The 17,036-nt window shown below is 56.3% G+C and carries 20 protein-coding genes; 8 read left to right on the forward strand and 12 right to left on the reverse strand.

The features are described 5' to 3' along the window. The first annotated feature begins 236 nt into the window (after positions 1 to 236). Positions 237 to 485 carry a DUF1158 domain-containing protein gene (locus AK59_RS0109015; protein WP_013097677.1) on the forward strand — a complete coding sequence of 83 codons (249 nt, stop codon included), beginning with the start codon at positions 237 to 239 and terminating at the stop codon, positions 483 to 485. A gap of 46 nt (positions 486 to 531) precedes the next feature. On the opposite strand, the gene AK59_RS0109020 is transcribed toward AK59_RS0109015, so the two are convergent. Both AK59_RS0109020 and AK59_RS0109025 read right to left on the reverse strand, forming a co-directional pair. Then, entirely contained in the window at positions 532 to 873 is a 342-nt protein-coding gene (locus tag AK59_RS0109020; RefSeq protein ID WP_029882604.1) for a RamA family antibiotic efflux transcriptional regulator, read from the reverse strand. A 32-nt stretch (positions 874 to 905) separates the two neighbouring features. Beyond that, the gene (locus AK59_RS0109025) at positions 906 to 2,009 is read right to left on the reverse strand and encodes an MBL fold metallo-hydrolase (protein ID WP_029882605.1); all 1,104 of its coding nucleotides are present in this window, start codon (positions 2,007 to 2,009) and stop codon (positions 906 to 908) included. A 190-nt stretch (positions 2,010 to 2,199) separates the two neighbouring features. Here AK59_RS0109025 and AK59_RS0109030 point away from each other — a divergent pair, with 190 nt between their 5' ends. The 3 genes from AK59_RS0109030 (at position 2,200) to nfsB (ending at position 3,922) form a co-directional block, all read left to right on the forward strand. Then, positions 2,200 to 2,790, forward strand: a complete 591-nt coding sequence (locus AK59_RS0109030) for a TetR/AcrR family transcriptional regulator (protein ID WP_029882606.1) — start codon at positions 2,200 to 2,202, stop codon at positions 2,788 to 2,790. Beyond that, positions 2,780 to 3,148, forward strand: a complete 369-nt coding sequence (locus AK59_RS0109035) for an MmcQ/YjbR family DNA-binding protein (protein ID WP_029882607.1) — start codon at positions 2,780 to 2,782, stop codon at positions 3,146 to 3,148. Before AK59_RS0109030 ends, AK59_RS0109035 begins: the two co-directional genes overlap by 11 nt. Before the next feature lie 120 nt (positions 3,149 to 3,268). Beyond that, positions 3,269 to 3,922, forward strand: a complete 654-nt coding sequence (gene nfsB / locus AK59_RS0109040) for an oxygen-insensitive NAD(P)H nitroreductase (protein ID WP_013097682.1) — start codon at positions 3,269 to 3,271, stop codon at positions 3,920 to 3,922. A 27-nt stretch (positions 3,923 to 3,949) separates the two neighbouring features. Here the strand turns inward: nfsB and AK59_RS0109045 are convergent, their stop codons facing one another. The 5 genes from AK59_RS0109045 to AK59_RS0109065 form a co-directional block, all read right to left on the reverse strand. After that, positions 3,950 to 4,552, reverse strand: coding sequence for a hypothetical protein (locus AK59_RS0109045; RefSeq protein WP_020689366.1), 603 nt, complete (start codon positions 4,550 to 4,552; stop codon positions 3,950 to 3,952). A 78-nt stretch (positions 4,553 to 4,630) separates the two neighbouring features. Further along, entirely contained in the window at positions 4,631 to 4,918 is a 288-nt protein-coding gene (locus AK59_RS0109050; protein WP_013097683.1) for a helix-turn-helix domain-containing protein, read from the reverse strand. Then, the gene (locus tag AK59_RS0109055) at positions 4,899 to 5,228 is read right to left on the reverse strand and encodes a type II toxin-antitoxin system RelE/ParE family toxin (protein WP_014830966.1); all 330 of its coding nucleotides are present in this window, start codon (positions 5,226 to 5,228) and stop codon (positions 4,899 to 4,901) included. The genes AK59_RS0109050 and AK59_RS0109055 overlap by 20 nt, the downstream gene beginning before the upstream one ends. Positions 5,229 to 5,367: 139 nt before the next feature. Next, entirely contained in the window at positions 5,368 to 6,402 is a 1,035-nt protein-coding gene (locus AK59_RS0109060; RefSeq protein WP_029882608.1) for a hypothetical protein, read from the reverse strand. Beyond that, positions 6,399 to 7,268, reverse strand: a complete 870-nt coding sequence (locus AK59_RS0109065; RefSeq protein WP_013097685.1) for a helix-turn-helix transcriptional regulator — start codon at positions 7,266 to 7,268, stop codon at positions 6,399 to 6,401. The genes AK59_RS0109060 and AK59_RS0109065 overlap by 4 nt, the downstream gene beginning before the upstream one ends. A gap of 107 nt (positions 7,269 to 7,375) precedes the next feature. Here AK59_RS0109065 and AK59_RS0109070 point away from each other — a divergent pair, with 107 nt between their 5' ends. After that, positions 7,376 to 8,812, forward strand: a complete 1,437-nt coding sequence (locus AK59_RS0109070) for an MFS transporter (RefSeq protein ID WP_029882609.1) — start codon at positions 7,376 to 7,378, stop codon at positions 8,810 to 8,812. A 64-nt stretch (positions 8,813 to 8,876) separates the two neighbouring features. Beyond that, positions 8,877 to 10,121: a mechanosensitive ion channel family protein gene (locus tag AK59_RS0109075; protein ID WP_020689363.1), complete on the forward strand. Its 1,245-nt coding sequence runs from the start codon at positions 8,877 to 8,879 to the stop codon at positions 10,119 to 10,121. On the opposite strand, the gene AK59_RS0109080 is transcribed toward AK59_RS0109075, so the two are convergent. From AK59_RS0109080 to AK59_RS0109095, 4 genes are all read right to left on the reverse strand, one after another. Further along, positions 10,122 to 11,093, reverse strand: coding sequence for a LacI family DNA-binding transcriptional regulator (locus AK59_RS0109080; RefSeq protein ID WP_029882610.1), 972 nt, complete (start codon positions 11,091 to 11,093; stop codon positions 10,122 to 10,124). 75 nt (positions 11,094 to 11,168) lie between these two features. Next, positions 11,169 to 12,311, reverse strand: coding sequence for a Gfo/Idh/MocA family protein (locus AK59_RS0109085; RefSeq protein ID WP_029882611.1), 1,143 nt, complete (start codon positions 12,309 to 12,311; stop codon positions 11,169 to 11,171). After that, the gene (locus AK59_RS0109090; protein WP_029882612.1) at positions 12,304 to 13,329 is read right to left on the reverse strand and encodes a sugar phosphate isomerase/epimerase family protein; all 1,026 of its coding nucleotides are present in this window, start codon (positions 13,327 to 13,329) and stop codon (positions 12,304 to 12,306) included. Before AK59_RS0109090 ends, AK59_RS0109085 begins: the two co-directional genes overlap by 8 nt. Before the next feature lie 15 nt (positions 13,330 to 13,344). Then, the gene (locus tag AK59_RS0109095; RefSeq protein ID WP_029882613.1) at positions 13,345 to 14,583 is read right to left on the reverse strand and encodes an MFS transporter; all 1,239 of its coding nucleotides are present in this window, start codon (positions 14,581 to 14,583) and stop codon (positions 13,345 to 13,347) included. A 205-nt stretch (positions 14,584 to 14,788) separates the two neighbouring features. Here AK59_RS0109095 and AK59_RS0109100 point away from each other — a divergent pair, with 205 nt between their 5' ends. Both AK59_RS0109100 and AK59_RS0109105 read left to right on the forward strand, forming a co-directional pair. Then, positions 14,789 to 15,151, forward strand: coding sequence for a type II toxin-antitoxin system RelE/ParE family toxin (locus AK59_RS0109100; RefSeq protein ID WP_029882614.1), 363 nt, complete (start codon positions 14,789 to 14,791; stop codon positions 15,149 to 15,151). Continuing rightward, the gene (locus tag AK59_RS0109105) at positions 15,139 to 15,438 is read left to right on the forward strand and encodes a helix-turn-helix domain-containing protein (protein WP_013097693.1); all 300 of its coding nucleotides are present in this window, start codon (positions 15,139 to 15,141) and stop codon (positions 15,436 to 15,438) included. Before AK59_RS0109100 ends, AK59_RS0109105 begins: the two co-directional genes overlap by 13 nt. A 163-nt stretch (positions 15,439 to 15,601) precedes the next feature. Here AK59_RS0109105 and pheP read toward each other — a convergent pair whose 3' ends face one another. Continuing rightward, the gene (gene pheP / locus AK59_RS0109110; RefSeq protein WP_029882615.1) at positions 15,602 to 16,987 is read right to left on the reverse strand and encodes a phenylalanine transporter; all 1,386 of its coding nucleotides are present in this window, start codon (positions 16,985 to 16,987) and stop codon (positions 15,602 to 15,604) included. Positions 16,988 to 17,036 lie beyond the last annotated feature (49 nt).

The raw sequence follows: 17,036 nt of genomic DNA on the forward strand, positions 1-17,036 counted from the left end.
TATTGCAACGTTAATTGGATATAGCACCTATTCCTTTGTAAAATTATTTTCGTAATGCAGACATTAATTGACATAACGCGATATTCTTTTAATCGCGCGTGAGGATTTATTTTTATTTTACGAATAAGAAGCTGATAAGCGGTGATTATTTCAGTGAAACCGGGTGGGTGGGTTTATATTGCTTTACGTTCCGGGATGCCGGACAATGACATTTTTAACTGACGATTAACATTACGATGAAACACCCGTTAGAATCGCTGCTCACTGCGGGCGGCATTTTATTGCTGGCCCTGCTTTCGTGCCTGCTGCTACCGGCACCCTCTCTCGGGCTGGTGCTGGCGCAGAAGCTGGTTCAGACCTTCCACATGGTCGACCTTAACCAGCTCTACACCATTCTGTTCTGCGTGTGGTTCTTACTGCTCGGCGCCATCGAATTCTTCGTGCTGCGTTTCGTCTGGCGCCGCTGGTTTTCACTGGCGTCGTAAGCGTGATGCAGGCCCGGTCAGCGAAACCGCCACCGGGTAAAACAGCTCAGTGTGCCCTGCTGTGGTTCTCTTTACGATACGCCCCAGGCGGCTGGTTGAACGTGCGGGTGAAGATGCGGGTGAAGGTCTGCTGCGAGTCAAACCCGTAACGCAGGCAGATGTCGTACACCCGGGCGTCTGATTCGCGCAGATCCCGCGCCGCCAGCAGCAGCTTGCGTTCACGAATATAGCGCCCCAGACTCTCCCCTTTGTATTGCATAAACAGCCGCTGCAGGTGCCATTTCGAGTAACCCGCATGGCGGGCAATATCTTCGATACGTAATGGCTGGTGCAGGTTATCGTCGATCCACTCGACGATAGTGTCGATGACTTGAGCGGAAATGGTCATACTGCTCTCCCCTTCAGCTTCCTGATTGATCATTATTCCCACCACTCACGAAATGTTTGCGTGGGATCACTCACCCGGACAGGCTCGCCCAGCGCGGGTGTCAACAGCCGATAATTTTTGTCCTTGCTGGCTTTTGCCAGTTGGATCAGCGGATCGTTCCAGGTATGTTTCGCCAGCACGAAGCGCCCGTTATGTCCCGGCACCACGGCTTTCGCGTTCAGATCCACCGAGGCCTGCGCCGTCTCTTCCGGCAGCATATGGATGTACTTCCAGTCCTGGTCGTACTGACCGTTTTCCATAATGGCTAAATCCACTTCGCCAAACTGCTCGCTGATGGCCTTAAAATGCGGCCCGTAACCTGAATCGCCGCTGTAATAAATCTTCTGTTCGGGCGTAACGAACATGAAACTGCCCCACAGGGTTTGATTGCGCTTGATGCCGCGCCCGGAGAAGTGACGCGCGGGCAGCACATGCACCGTCAGCGCCTCGCTGATGCGCACCGACTGGTTCCAGTCGCGCTCTTCAATAATCTCCGGCTTCATTCCCCAGTAACGCAGGTGCGATCCCACGCCCAGCGGGGTGACCACGCGTTTCACCTTTGGCAGCAGCGCCGTGATGGTGGCGTAATCCAGGTGATCGTAGTGATCGTGCGAAATGATCAGCAGATCGATCTCCGGCATGCTGCTCGCCTGCCAGGGATACTCCCCGGCGAAGGCTTTGTTGAGGAATGAAAACGGCGCGGCGTAATTCCCGAGAACGGGGTCGATAAGGATCCGTTTCCCCGCCAGCTGCATATACCAGGAGGAGTGACCGAGCCACACCAGCGTTTCCTGCTCCCGCGGCAGGCTCGCGAGATCGGTTTTCACCAGCGGCAGCGGCTGTGCAGGACGGGCGTTTTCAGTCTTTTTGGTCAGGAACTCCCACATCGCCACCAGCATATTTTTGTCGCCGTTATAGCCTGGCGTGGGCAACGTATTGTGGAATTCGCCGTCGCGATACTGCGGCGAGGCTTCCACTTCCGTGAGCTGCGCACCCTGCGGTGGCTGGCCAAATCCGGCATTCAGAACAAACGGTAAACTCGCGGCTGAAGCAATAATCATGACGAACACCACGCAGATGAAGAGGGACTTTTTCATATCCTGACCCGAAAACGCGCCCCATCCGATGGTTTGCGCGGGCTGAACTTGATTATGAGTGAGTAAGCACTCATTATAGATATGATGATAAAGTCGTCAAGACGTTTTCGATCTTTGACATTCCGCGTTGCAGCGGGTCAAAGCACGTGTTTCAATCAGGGTTTTTACAATTGACAGGAGGAAAAATTTAGTGGCACGTCCGAAGAGTGAAGATAAAAAACAGGCCTTACTGGACGCCGCAACCGCGGCATTTGCGCAGTCAGGTATTGCCGCCTCAACGGCGTTAATTGCCCGTAAAGCGGGCGTCGCCGAAGGTACCCTGTTCCGCTACTTTGCTACCAAAGACGATCTGCTGAATGCCCTCTACCTGCACCTCAAGCAGGACCTCTGTCAGTCAATGCTCTCTAATCTGGATCGCAGCCTTACCACACCGAAAGAGCATACGCGAAACATCTGGAACAGCTATGTGGAGTGGGGGATTCGTAACCCCGTGGCGCATGCGGCAATCCGCCAGATAGGCGTGAGTGAAAAGCTGAGCGCCGAAACGGAACTGGCAGTGAAAGAGATGTTCCCGGAGCTGCATGAACTCTGCCGCCGCTCGGTGCGTCAGGTATTTATGTCCGATGAGTTTAAAACCTTTGGCGATGCGCTTTTCTTATCGCTTGCCGAATCCACAATGGAATTTGCCACCCGCGATCCTTCTCGCGCCGTCGATTTTAAAGCGCTCGGGTTTGAGGTTATGTGGCGCGGGCTTGCCCAGGAAGAGAGCGATGGACAGTAAATCCCTGCAGGAGCACGCCAAACGCGTGGCGCTGGAGCTGCCTTTCACCGAACACTGCTGGCCGTTTGGGCCGGAATACGATGTGTTTAAGATAGGCGGAAAAATTTTTATGCTGATGGGCACCGTACATGGACGGCCCCACGTCAGCCTGAAGTCAGACCCGGAAAAATCGCTGTTAAACCAGCAGATTTATTGTGGAGTGGAACCGGGCTATCACCTCAATAAAAAACACTGGATTTCCCTCTACGGTACCGACGACGTTACGCCAGAGCTGGTGACCGATCTCATCAATGACTCGTGGAATCTGGTGGTGGATAAGCTGCCGAAAAAAGACCAGAAGTGGATCAGACCGGTTTGATTGTTCGTCTGGGACGAACAGTATAAGCGCTCGAATCGCACTTATCTTTTTCCGCGTCTCGCTGTAATCTGCTCTCCTTTCGCGCCCGCGTGCGGGCGAATTTCATTACCAGGAGTTGTTATGGATATTATTTCTGTCGCCCTGAAACGCCACTCCACCAAGGCGTTCGACCCCGCTAAAAAACTGACCGCAGACGAAGCGGAAAAGATCAAAACCCTGCTGCAATACAGCCCGTCCAGCACCAACTCTCAGCCGTGGCACTTCATTGTCGCCAGCACTGAGGAAGGTAAAGCTCGCGTGGCGAAATCTGCCGCAGGCACTTACGTCTTCAACGAGCGCAAAATGCTGGACGCTTCTCACGTGGTGGTGTTCTGCGCAAAAACCGCGATGGATGATGCCTGGCTGGAACGCGTGGTGGATCAGGAAGAGGCCGATGGCCGTTTCAACACGCCAGAAGCCAAAGCGGCGAACCATAAAGGTCGTACCTACTTCGCTGACATGCACCGTGTGGATCTGAAAGATGACGACCAGTGGATGGCGAAACAGGTTTATCTGAACGTGGGTAACTTCCTGCTGGGCGTGGCTGCACTGGGCCTGGATGCGGTACCGATTGAAGGTTTCGACGCCGCGATCCTCGACGAAGAGTTCGGCCTGAAAGAGAAAGGTTTCACCAGCCTGGTGGTGGTGCCGGTTGGGCATCACAGCGTGGAAGATTTCAACGCCACGCTGCCAAAATCTCGCCTGCCGCTGAGCACGATTGTGACTGAGTGCTAATACATACGGGCCGCTCGCAGCGGCCCTTTACGCCTTACTGATCACCAATCTTCGGTGCGGATGAACGTCACGATCGTACCCCCACGCAAAGGCGATCCAGCGCTCTTCCAGTTCCGCGTATGAACTTACTGGCGTGAGTCTCCACTCTTCTCCTTCCGTGCCGTCCGCCACGCTAATGCGATAATTCATGGTAAATGCCCAGTCGATCATGCGTAACCAGAACCGTTGACCGTCTCCGGTTTGCTCGCTGTCTGACACTACAATGTCGTATTCGCTTAGCACCCACTGAAAAAACAATTGTGGTAATCCGCTTATCACGCGTTGATGGACAGCGCGGGGCGTACGCCAGACCATAACTTGCGTTGCGGCACCGTGAGGAAAGGTGATCTCTTTATGGAACGCCAGCTTCACGGCATATGCCGTATAAGGTTTGCCGTCGTCGGTAGTGACGAGACGGTATTCATCGCTATAACGCGATTTCAGGAGCCGGTATCCTGCAGGTAGCAAATACCCCGGCAACTGAAAATCCACCGTGCCCCGCGCCAGGAATGCTTCTGTATGTTCGACATTTCGGGAGATAAGCCCGAGTTTTTGACTAAAATCTGCTGACTCAATCATCAGTGGCGACATCGGTGGTTTCTCATCGCGTAAGTATAGTCCACTTTACAACGCATCTAAATGACGCAGATTCAACAGGTTGAACAATGATTAATACAACGTGATCTGCGGATGCTTTACCCCACACACCAGCGCATAACGCGTTAAGGTATCCAGACTGGCACGTGTGATATTTGCTTCCATTCGTGAAACCGTTGGCGCGCTAACCCCCATCCTCTCTGCCACCTGCGCACGCGTCAGTCCGGCCTGGTTTCGCCATTGCGCCAGCATGTCACGCAGACGCGCTTTACGCTCTTCCGCATCAAAAGATGCCTGTACCTCTGAATCACTTAATAACTCAGCTCTTAATTCGTCCCAGTTAATAATCTTCTTGCTCATCCAACATCTCCTGTTGTCTCTTCAGTGCCAGACGGATTTCAGCGGAGGGGGTTTTTTGCGTCTTCTTAATAAAGACCCGCAACAGAAAAATGGTCTTCTCCCGTTGATAGACATAAATTCCGCGACTATGGAGCAGCCCAACTGTTCTTATTTCAAACAAGCCATGTGGCAACGGCTTGCTATCAGGCTCCCTCAATGCGGTTGGATGAGTACGCAATTTATCTAGCTGGCGAATCAACTTCGCCTGTACCACCGCAGGCAATGCGAGGATCTCCTCCCGAACCGCATGATGAACGATAAGTCTGAACATGGTTATTCATCCCTGACGATATTAACATATAAGGCAATTTGCATTAAAGGCTAATTTCACCTTTCGTGATTTACCTTACACGTTTGCGCCAGGATCAACCGAGTCCACGTCGATTCCCTGAATCCTTCTCGCAAAAAACTTACCTGGCCGGGTTACCCGCGTGCCAGATTCGTTCTGCATAGCGCCCAATCACCGCCAGCGACGCCGCGAGGAGCAGGAAGAACACCACTTTGTTCATGCCGTCCCAGAAGTATTCGAAATAGCGGGTGTAGAGGTTAATGCCGAGGAAGGTCAGACCAAAACCGCGCAGCATGCCGTCGTCGGTTTTAAGGCTGAAGTAAATGCAGAGCACCGCCGCCACGGCGAACAGCAGCGCCCACGGCAGCAGCAAAGCCTGCGTAACGCCATACCAGTTATCGATATCGTAGTTGCCGAAAATCGACATGATCCACAGGGCGACAAACAGATACGTGAGCCCCATCGCTTTGCTGGTCGTGTATAGATGGCGCGCCTGCAGCCTTCCGCGCAACAGCCAGCACAGTGCCAGCAGCGCACCGCCGAAGAAGATAAAGCGTACCGGGTAGTTCATTCCCAGCCAGTAGGCGCCCCAGCCGGACATATAGCCCGTCTCCGCGCCAAACCAGTTACCGAGTGAGAGCAGGAAAAACAGCCACACCAGGCCAGAGCGACCAAAGAAGCCCACCAGCCCGTAAACCGCACATCCCGCCAGGAACAGCGGTGCGATATGGCCGCTGCCGTTATCCAGACGCTCCCCGAGTTGCCAGAGCGCGATGGCGGTAAAGAGCACGCCGAGAAAAAGCATGGCTTCAGTGCTGTAATGCCACTGGGTTTCACGCCGCTGTCGGCTGAAGCCCCACAGATAAAACAGCACGGCAACCAGCGCAGGTAGCCCGATGCGGGCGATGGAGGAGAAAGAGAAGAATGCGATAATGCGCGCCATCAGTTCACTGTCGGAGAACAGGCTGCCAATAGCGATGATCACGCAGGCCAGCGCCGTCCAGAAGGCATAGCGGCTGAGCCGCTGCCAGTCCATGGTGACGCGTGTCAAGGTGCCCGCCAGACGCTGATGCTCGTCAGCGCTTAATGTGCCTTCCTGCTGCCACTCGTTGAGCGCGCGGCGCAAAAGCCGCTCCTGTTTTCGGGTTACCTTCATTTTGCCTGCTCCGCCAGCCATTCCATCGCCCTCTCCCCCGCGTCATCCACCGGCAGATAGACCAGCAGCCGCGATCCATTACGCGGTGCAGAGTACCAGTACATCTGCTGCAGGGTAAACTCGCCCAGCTCAGGATGGGTAAACAGCTTGAGCTGGTTCTCCACTCCGCGCACGTCGTTGCGCTGATGCCACAGGGTTTTAAATTCTTCAGACACCGCAAAGAAACGCGCCAGTTTCGCTTCCCACAGCGGATCGCCCCGGTGCTCGGCCATCGCCGCGCGGAAATAGGAGACAAAGATCGGCAGCACGTCGTCACGCTTGCCAAGCCGCGCACGCCATGCGGGATGGGTGAGGAAAAGATAAATACAGTTGCGATCTTCCGGCGGGATCGCATTGAAATCGACGCCCATTAAGTGCCCGAAGCTGTCGTTCCACGCCACGATATCGAAGTTGGGTTTCTGGATGCTGGCGGGTTTCGGCATGAGGGTATCAAGCAGGCGACGCGTGCCCTCGCTAATCCCCTCGCAGCCCGTCGCCTGTGGCGCTTCACCCGGCGGCAATCCGGCCAGCACAAAAAGGTGGCGCGTCTCGGTCGGGGTGCATTGCAGCGCTTTTGCCACTGCCGCCATCACGGTGCTGGAGGGATTAACATCTCTGCCCTGCTCCAGCCACGTGTACCAGGTCACGCCCACGTCAGCCAGCAAAGCCACCTCTTCACGGCGCAGCCCCGGCGTGCGGCGGCGGCCGCTGCGCGGCAATCCAAGACGCTGTGGATCAAGGCTCTCACGCCGGGCGCGTAAAAATGCCCCCAGCTGTTTTCGCGTGTCGTCCTTGAGTGAGACAACAGGTTCAGACATCAGCGCCATAACTCCCCCTGCATGGTAGTGCCAGTACCAGTATAAGCAAGAACTGGTACCCGTTTATCAGATCGTTGATGCTACGACCATCTGTTGAATGACGCAATGGAGTTACCATGAATACGTCAGTTGTTTCACCGGGTCGCGCAGGCCTGATATTGCTGTTAACCGGCCAGATGCTGCCGCTGATTGATACCTCGATCACCAACGTAGCGCTGGACGCTATCACCCACTCCTTGCACGCCACCGCCACCGAACTGGAGCTGATTGTCGCGCTCTACGGCGTGGCCTTCGCCGTCTGCCTTGCCCTTGGCAGCAAGCTCGGGGATAACCTCGGGCGCCGTCGTCTGTTTATGTGGGGCGTGGCAAGTTTTGGCCTGGCGTCGCTGCTGTGTGGAATGGCGGGAACCATTGAGCAACTGCTTGCCGCGCGCATCATTCAGGGCGCAGGAGCGGCGCTGATCGTGCCGCAAATCCTCGCCACGCTGCACGTGACGCTAAAAGGCACGGCCCATGCGAAAGCGATCAGCCTGTTTGGCGGTATCGGCGGCATTGCGTTTATCGTCGGGCAGATGGGCGGCGGCTGGCTGGTGTCGGCAGATATCGCCGGGCTGGGCTGGCGTAACGCCTTCTTTATCAACGTGCCCATCTGTCTGGTGGTTCTGGGGCTGAGTCGTCGCTATGTGCCGGAAACCCGTCGCGAAACCCCGTCGCGCATTGACTGGACGGGCACCGTCCTGCTGGCCGTCATTCTCTGCTGCTTGCTGTTTCCGATGGCCCTCGGCCCGCAGTGGCACTGGTCCTGGCCGCTGAAGGCCGCACTGATGGCGATTATCCCGCTGGGGTATCTGATGGTCTTAAATGCCCGTAAAAAAGAGCGTGAGGATGCCCATCCGCTGATCCCGCCGCGTCTGATGCAGCTTCGCAGCATCCGCTTTGGCGTGCTGATTGCGCTGCTCTTTTTCAGCGTCTGGTCCGGGTTTATGTTCTGTATGGCGCTGACCATGCAAACCGGTCTGGGGATGGCGCCGTGGCAGTCGGGGAACAGTTTTATCGCCCTGGGGGTGACCTACTTTATATCGGCATGGTTTGCCCCGCGTCTGATTGCCCGCTACAGCACCAGCTCGATTCTGCTGACCGGGCTGGCGATTCAGATTATCGGCCTGCTGGCGCTGATTGCCACCTTCCGTCTCTGGGGCATGGACAACACGGCGCTGACGCTGGCACCGGCAACCGGGCTGGTTGGCTATGGGCAGGCGCTGATCGTCAACAGCTTCTACCGCATCGGGATGCGCGACATTCAGCCTGACGATGCCGGGGCGGCCAGCGCGATTTTAAGTACACTGCAGCAGGCCGCCCTGGGGCTTGGCCCGGCGATTTTTGGTGCGATCCTGCTGCACGCGCTGCAAAATCACCACGGCGATTACACCCAGGCGATTAACGTCTTCCTCGCCGTGGAAACCGGCATGATGATCGTGCTGGGGCTGGCAACGTTACGTATGCGCCATCGTCTGTGCCTGCCTGTGGTGAAAACCTGCCACGCCACCAAATAAGCCGCGAATTTGCATAATAGATCCGCAGCCGCCATTATGGGGCTGCATCAATACAGGAGACGTTATGCAGGAATTAATTGCTCAGGTTGAAGAGTTAGGGATTGAAATTAATCACACCACCTCGTTAGTGATTATCTTTGGTATTATTTTTCTTACCGCCATCATTGTTCATTTTATTCTGCACAAAGTGGTGCTCCGCGCTTTTGAGAAACGCGCGCAGGCCAGCAGCCATTTGTGGTTGCAGATCATTACTCAGAACAAATTATTTCACCGCCTGGCGTTTACCCTTCAGGGGATAATCGTCAACGTTCAGGCGGTACTGTGGCTGCAAAAAGGCAGCGAAGCCGCGGAAATGCTCACCACCTGCGCGAAGCTGTGGGTGATGGTGTATGCCCTGCTCTCTTTCTTCTCGCTGCTGGACGTGATTTTTAATCTGTCGCAGAAAATGGCGACCGCCTCACAGCTGCCGCTGAAGGGGATCTTCCAGGGGATCAAGCTGGTGAGCGCCATTCTGGTGGGGATCTTAATCATCTCCCTGCTGATCGGCCAGTCACCCGCCATTCTGATAAGCGGCCTGGGGGCCATGGCGGCGGTGTTAATGTTGGTGTTTAAAGACCCCATTCTGGGGCTGGTCGCCGGTATTCAGCTCTCCGCTAACGATATGCTCAAGCTCGGCGACTGGCTGGAGATGCCGAAATACGGCGCTAACGGCACGGTGACGGACATTGGTCTCACCACGGTTAAAGTCCGCAACTTCGATAACACCATCACCACCATTCCGACGTGGGCGCTGGTCTCCGACGCGTTCATCAACTGGAGCGGCATGTCTGCCTCCGGCGGGCGACGCATCAAGCGCAGCCTGAATATCGACACCACCAGCATTCACTTCCTCGACGAGCAGGAGCAGCAGAAGCTGATTCAGGCGAAACTGCTGAAGCCTTATCTGGCCGCGCGTCATGAGGAAATAAACCTGTGGAATCAGCAAAACGGTGAAGGGGAATCGGTATTAAACCTGCGCAAGATGACCAATATCGGCACCTTCCGCGCCTATCTGAATGAATATCTGCGTAACCACCCGCGTATTCGTAAAGATATGACGCTGATGGTGCGCCAGCTGGCGCCTGACGCAAATGGTCTGCCGATTGAAATATATGCCTTCACCAACACGGTGGTCTGGGCGGAATATGAAGAGATTCAGGCTGACATCTTCGACCATATTTTTGCCGTGGTGGATGAATTTGGTCTGCGTATTCATCAGTCCCCCACCGGGAACGATATTCGATCCCTGGCGGGCGGCATCGCACAATAATCAGGTACTGGCGCGGGAAATAAAGCGCCAGTCCAGCATCACCCTCTCCGTGGGCGCATCCGGGTTGTCGATTTTATTCAACAGCAGATCGACTGCCTTGCGCCCGATATCCCGCGAAGGCTGTTCAATGGTGGTCAGCGAGATCATCTCCGCCAGCTCCGTACCGTCAAACCCTACCACCGCGATATCCTCCGGCACGCGCAGCCCCGCCTGCTGTATGGCCCGCAGCGCCCCTGCCGCAAGGGTATCGGACACGGCAAATACCGCGTCCGGCGGGTTGTCCTTCAGCAGATTTTGCATCGCCGCCATGCCCGCGCTGGAGCTGAGATCGCGGGCATATTCCACCGCCTGATAATCCAGATCCCGCAGGTGGAGCACGCTTTTGTAGCCGCGTTCGCGCAGGCGGGCATATTTGTAGCTGAGATCGTGATTGATCATCGCGATACGTTTGCGTCCGCCGTCGACAAGCTGGCTGATGGCATGTTGTGACGCGTCCACATCATTGATGCCCACGCAGGAGACCGTTCCGGCATCGGCGTATTCGGCGCACTGCACCCACGGCGCGGAGCCGATCAGGGCAGCAAGTTCAGGCAATTTTGAGAAGGCATCCATGGTGATAATGCCGTCGACGATTTTGCCCGACAGCAGGCTTAACCCCGAGCGGGAGCGTTCGATATCAGACCCGGAATTGCACAGCAAAATACGGTAGCCGTTCTTCTCGGCTTCCTCTTCAATGCCCTTCACCACTTCGGCACAGAACGGGTTGGCGATATTCGAGACCATCACCAGGATCATATAGCTGCGCGCGGTGCGTAGCTGGCGTGCCAGCAGGTTGGGCTGGTAATTGCTCTCTTTAATGGCCTGCAGGACGCGCTCGCGGTTTTTCGCCTTCACGGTATCGCTGTTGTTAAGCACGCGCGAGACCGTTGCCACGGACACTCCGGCAAGCTGAGCGATTTTCTGAATTGACATAGCGACGGCACTTCCTGCGGTTAACGTTTTATGCAGGCTACCATAAATTCGTTGCCCGGCGAACCGGGCAACGCGTTACGCTTGCACACGAACCCAGCGCTGCTGCTGATGGCTTTTCACAATGGCATCAATGATATACATCACGTTCGCCCCGTCGTGGAACGTCGCAAACTCGGGCCGTTCGGGCATCACGCCGGCCTGCACGGCACGGTAAAACTGCGCCATCATGTTTTTAAACGCATCGGGCCAGCCTTCGATGTGTCCGCCGGGGAAGTGAGCGCTGTCGGCCACATCGCGGTTCATCAGACCCGGATCGTCACTGAGCGTCTGATTGGCCTGCGCGCGGTGGCCAATCCACAGCTGTTGCGGCACCTCCTGATCCCATGCCACCGACCGTTCGCTGCCGTTGATTTCAAACGTCAGACGGTTTTTGCGCCCGGCGCTCACCTGCGAAACGCTAAAGCAGCCTTTGCTGCCGTCGTCAAAGCGGAACAGGACTGAGCCAACGTCTTCGGTGGTGACCCGCTTGTCTTCATACTGCGCGTTTTCGTCATGAGTGAAGGTGTGATTGCCTGCCACGTTTGCCTTGCGCGTCGGCCAGACGATGGATAAATCGGCCATCACTTCGATGATGCGCCGCCCGGTAACAAACTGCACCGTGTCGCACCAGTGCGAGCCGATATCCGCCACCGCGCGCGACGCACCGCCCAGGGCCGCATCCACCCGCCAGTTGTAGTCCGTTTCCAGCAGCATCCAGTCCTGCAAATAGCTGCCGTGCGCGGCGAAGATCCGCCCGATGCTACCCGCCCTCATCATGCTTGCGGCCTGGCGCACCATGGCAAACTGGCGATAGACAAAGCTGACGCCGTGGACCACCCCTGCCTGCTCCGCCAGCGCTACCAGCTCACGCGCTTCGTCCGGGGTCATGCACAGCGGCTTCTCGGAGAATACGTGCTTTCCCGCGCGCAGGATCTGGCGGTTAATCTCCGCGTGCAGATGGTTTGGCGTGCAGTTGTGCACCACGTGTAAATCCGGATGTGCAAGCAACGCTTCCACGCTGTCGAAGGCGTGCGGCACGTTAAGCTGACGCGCTTTAGCCTGCGCCTCGGCAAACGTACCGTCGCAGAGCGCCACCACCTGCACAAACCCGAGACGCCGAAGCGCCTCGATATGCGCCGGGCCGATAAACCCGCTGCCGATAATGCCGACGTTAATCATCGTTACCCCCTGCGGCAAAATCATCAAACGCGCGCCCGGAGACCGGAATGATGTGGCGGCGGATAAACTCGCTGCCTTCCCTCGCGCCGGTATCACCATCCTTCAGGCAGCACTCCCACTCCAGCACCGCCCAGCCGTCATAGTCGTACTGGGTCAGCTTGCTGAAAATGCCCTTAAAGTCGATCTGCCCGTCCCCCAGTGAGCGGAACCGCCCGGCCCGGTTGAGCCACGGCTGGTAGCCACCGTACACGCCGCTGCGCCCGTTAGGGCGAAACTCGGCATCCTTCACGTGAAACGCTTTAATACGCGCATGGTAGATGTCGATAAAGGTCAGGTAGTCCATTTGCTGGAGCAGCATATGGCTTGGGTCGTAGAGAATGTTGCAGCGCGGGTGGTTATCAACAAGCGCCAGAAAACGCTCAAAGGTCACTCCATCGTGCAGATCTTCCCCCGGGTGGAGCTCAAAGCAGACGTCCACCCCCTGCTCGTCGAAGGTATCCAGTATTGGCCGCCAGCGGTTTGCCAGCTCTTCGAACGCTTCCTGAAAACGCTGTTCGTTATGCGGCGGCCACGGGTAGAAAAACGGCCAGGCCAGCGAGCCGGAGAAGGTGGCGTGCGCTTTCAGGCCTAATCTCGCCGAGGCCACGGCGGCCTGTTTCAGTTTTTCTGTGGCCCACGCCTGCCGGGCGGCCTCATTGCCGCGTACGGCTGCAGGGGCGAAGTGGTCAAACGCGTCACTGTACACCGGGTTTACCGCCACAAGCTGGCCTTCCAGATGGGTCGACAGCTCGCTGATCACCAGCCCGTGCTCCGCCAGCGTGCCGGTGATGTCATCACAATAGGTCTGGCTTTCAGCCGCTTTCTGCACATCAAAAATAGCCGGATGGTTACAGGGGATCTGCACCGCCTTATAGCCCATCGCTGCCGCCCAGCCCGCCAGCCCGTCGAGCGTGTTGAACGGTGCATTCACACCAATAAACTGCGACAGAAAAATACCCGGTCCCTTAATCGTTCTCATACCACCTCCAGAACATTACGCCTTGTCATCGTCATACTTAAACGTGAGAAGGAAAATCAGCGCGATCGCCGCGGCAGCCACCGCCGGGATCCACCAGAACGTGACCCACGCCTGCGGAACGGCCTGCCCGGCCACCAGGCGGTTATAGAGCGCGCCGGATATCTGCGAGCCAAGCAGCATGCCGATGCCGTAGGTGAACATCACGATCATGCTCTGCGCCTGACCTTTGACCTTTTCGCCTGCGACCCGGTCGGTATAGATAAAGCCGACGACAAAGAAGAAATCGTAGCAGACGCCGTGCAACAGAATGCCGAGATAGAGCAGGATGCGCCCCTCTTCACTCACGCCCAGCGCAAACATGGCGTAGCGCACAAACCACGCCAGCATGCCGATCAGCAACATGATTTTCACGCCCAGGCGGCGGAACAGCAGCGGAATGACCAGCATGAAGAAGATCTCAGACATCTGCCCGAACGACATGGCGGTACTGACATCCGCAATACCCGCATCCGCCAGATACGAGGCGGTGTAGGCGTAGTAGGTCCCCAGCGGGACGGAGATCAGCATCGCGCAGACGGAAAAGACGAAAAAGTGGCGGGTTTTAAGCAGCGCAAAGGCATCCGCGCAGAAGAGATCGCGAACCTGCACCGGCAGCCCTTTCGCGGGAGCAGGCGTGTGCGGTAACGTCAGGCTGTAGAGAGCCAGCAGCACGGAGCTGACTGCCGCCACCTGGAAGATGGTGACGCTTGCCGCCACGCCGGTGACGCCGATGAAAATGCCCGCCACAATCCAGCCGATAGTGCCGAACACGCGCACCACCGGGAAGGTTTTATCCACGTTCGCCAGGCTGTGAAAGGCGATATTGTTGGTCAGCGCCAGCGTCGGCATATAGCAGAGCGTATAACCAAACAGCAGGCCGATCAGCAGCGCACCGTTTTCAGCAATCAGCGCGCCCGGCACGAACCAGAGGATTGCTGCCCCGGCCAGATGCATCACCGCCATCACCTTTTGCGAAGCGAAGAAGCGATCCACCAGCATGCCGAGCACAAACGGCGACAGAATAGAGGCGATAGGCCCGGCGGAGAACGCATCGCCAATCAGCAACGACATGTTGTGCTGGGTCATCACCAGACCCAGCGTGACCGACCAGCTTCCCCAGATAAAAAACTGCAGAAACATCATCAGCGACAGACGCGGCACCAGCAGCCGGTGCGGTGCTATCGCTTTTCCACTACTTTCAGTTGTTGACACCATGATAAGCCTCACCCTCAAAAGTAATCGATTACAAAACAGCTCAAACAAAAAAGTAATCGATTACAAAATAAAGATCCTGTGGATCGTAGAAGATTTGGGAGGGGGGTCACGATAAAGAGGCTTGCCTGATAAACAGATGTGTTCTGATTGGAATTATAGCCAATAGGCTATAAAATAATTAGGCGAGGAAGCTACAGGAGAAACGATGTGGAACGTCGAGACAACAGACAGATTTGACGAATGGTTCTTTGAACAAACAACAGCGTTAAAAGAAGATGTGCTGGCAGCAATGCATATTCTTTCTGAGTTTGGTCCGCAACTTGGGCGGCCGTTTGTAGACACCGTGAAGGATTCAGCCTTTGGGAACATGAAAGAGTTACGAATTCAGCACAGAGGAAATCCCATCAGGGCCTTTTTTGCTTTTGATCCTGACCGCAAAGCAATTGTGCTCTGTGCCGGGGACAAAACCGGTTGCAACCAAAAACGGTTTTATAAAGAGATGATAGCGCTGGCTGACGTTGAGTATCACAGACATCTGGCGAATAAGGAGGCCATATGGCAACGCTAAAAGAACTTATGGCACAACAGAGCGCGGAAAGTCAGGAGCGCATTGCGGCGAAAGTTGAAGTAATGCGCAGAATTGTTGCGCTGAACCAACTGCGGGAAGAGCTCAATATTTCGCAGACAGAACTGGCCGCGGCAATGGGGGTAAAACAACCCACGGTGGCGAAAATCGAACAGCCGGGAAACGACCCCCGACTTTCAACGCTCAAACGCTATGTGAGTGCGCTTGGAGGGGAGCTAAGCATCGATGTGACGTTACCAAACGGGAAACGGATAGCGTTTGAGATTTAATAGTGCAACATGTAGGCCCGGTAAGCGCAGCGCCACCGGGCGTGAAGGGAGATGCGGCCGGGATGCGGTCGGGTTTGGTGCGGTCTGGTGCCCTCACCCCGGCCCTCTCCCACAGGGAGAGGGGGCAAACATTAAAAACGGCAACCAGGTTGCCGTTTTGCTTTTACCTTCGTGAGAGCTTAAACGCGATAAACAGGAACACCACCCACACTGGCAGCAGCATCGCGGACAGACGCATGTCGTCGATGGTGCACATCAGCACCAGGATCATCGCCAGGAACGCGATACAGATATAGTTCCCCGCCGGATAGAGCAGCGCCTTAAACTGCGTCTCACGCCCCTTGCGGCGCATCGCGGCGCGAAAACGCAGGTGCGCCAGGCAGATCATGATCCAGTTCAGTAGCAGCGTGGCGACAACCAGCGCCATCAACAGACCAAAGGCCTGTTTCGGCAGCAGGTAGTTGATCAGCACCACCAGCGACGTAATGGCCCCGGAAAGCAGCAGAGAGTTGACCGGCACGCCGCGGCGGCTGACGCGGGTGAGGAATTTAGGCGCGTTCCCCTGCACCGAAAGGCCAAACAGCATGCGGCTGTTGGAGTAAACCCCGCTGTTATAGACCGACAGCGACGCCACCAGAATGACGAAGTTCAGCGCCGACGCCACCACGTTGCTGTTCAGATCGTGGAAAATCATCACAAACGGACTGCTGTCGGACTTCACTTCCACCCACGGATAGAGCGCCAGCAGTACCACCAGCGAGCCGATGTAGAACAGCAGAATACGGTACACCACCTGGTTAACCGCTTTTGGAATGCTTTTATGCGGATCGCGCGCTTCGGCCGCGGTGATCCCAATCAGCTCCAGCCCGCCGAACGAGAACATAATCACCGCCAGCGACAGGATCAGCCCCTTCCAGCCCGTCGCCAGGAAGCCGCCGTGCTGCCAGAGGTTGTCGAGAGTGGCACGCTCGCCGCCGTGGCCGGAGAACAGCAGCCACAGGCCAAAGCCGATCATGCCGATAATCGCCAGCACCTTGATCAGCGCGAACCAGAACTCGGTTTCACCATACAGGCGCACGTTCACAAGGTTAACGGCGTTGATGATAATAAAGAAGGCCGCAGCCCAGACCCACGTTGGCACCTCGGGCAGCCAGTACTGCATATAGATGCCTGCGGCGGTCAGTTCGGCCATTCCCACCAGCACAAACATCACCCAGTAGTTCCAGCCGGAGAGGAAGCCTGCGAACGGGCCCCAGTATTTATAGGCAAAGTGAGCGAACGAGCCTGACACCGGCTCTTCGACGACCATCTCGCCGAGCTGGCGCATGATCAGGAAGGCGATAACCCCGGCGATACCGTACCCCAGCAGGACCGCCGGGCCAGCCATCTGAATGGCGGGGCCGATACCCAGGAACAGCCCGGTACCGATCGCGCCGCCAAGGGCAATTAACTGAATATGTCGATTTTGCAAACCACGTTGCAGCGTCGGGTTTTGTTCCGACGAAGCTTCAGCGCTACCGTTGCCTGAAGCGGATGACGCGTCTTTCACGTCCTACCCCTGTCTCTTTTTTAGAAGGGGCACGTTTTAACACTTCATG

It is taken from the genome of Enterobacter sp. T1-1 (assembly GCF_000710795.1).
In the GTDB taxonomy this organism is placed as follows: domain Bacteria; phylum Pseudomonadota; class Gammaproteobacteria; order Enterobacterales; family Enterobacteriaceae; genus Enterobacter; species Enterobacter cloacae.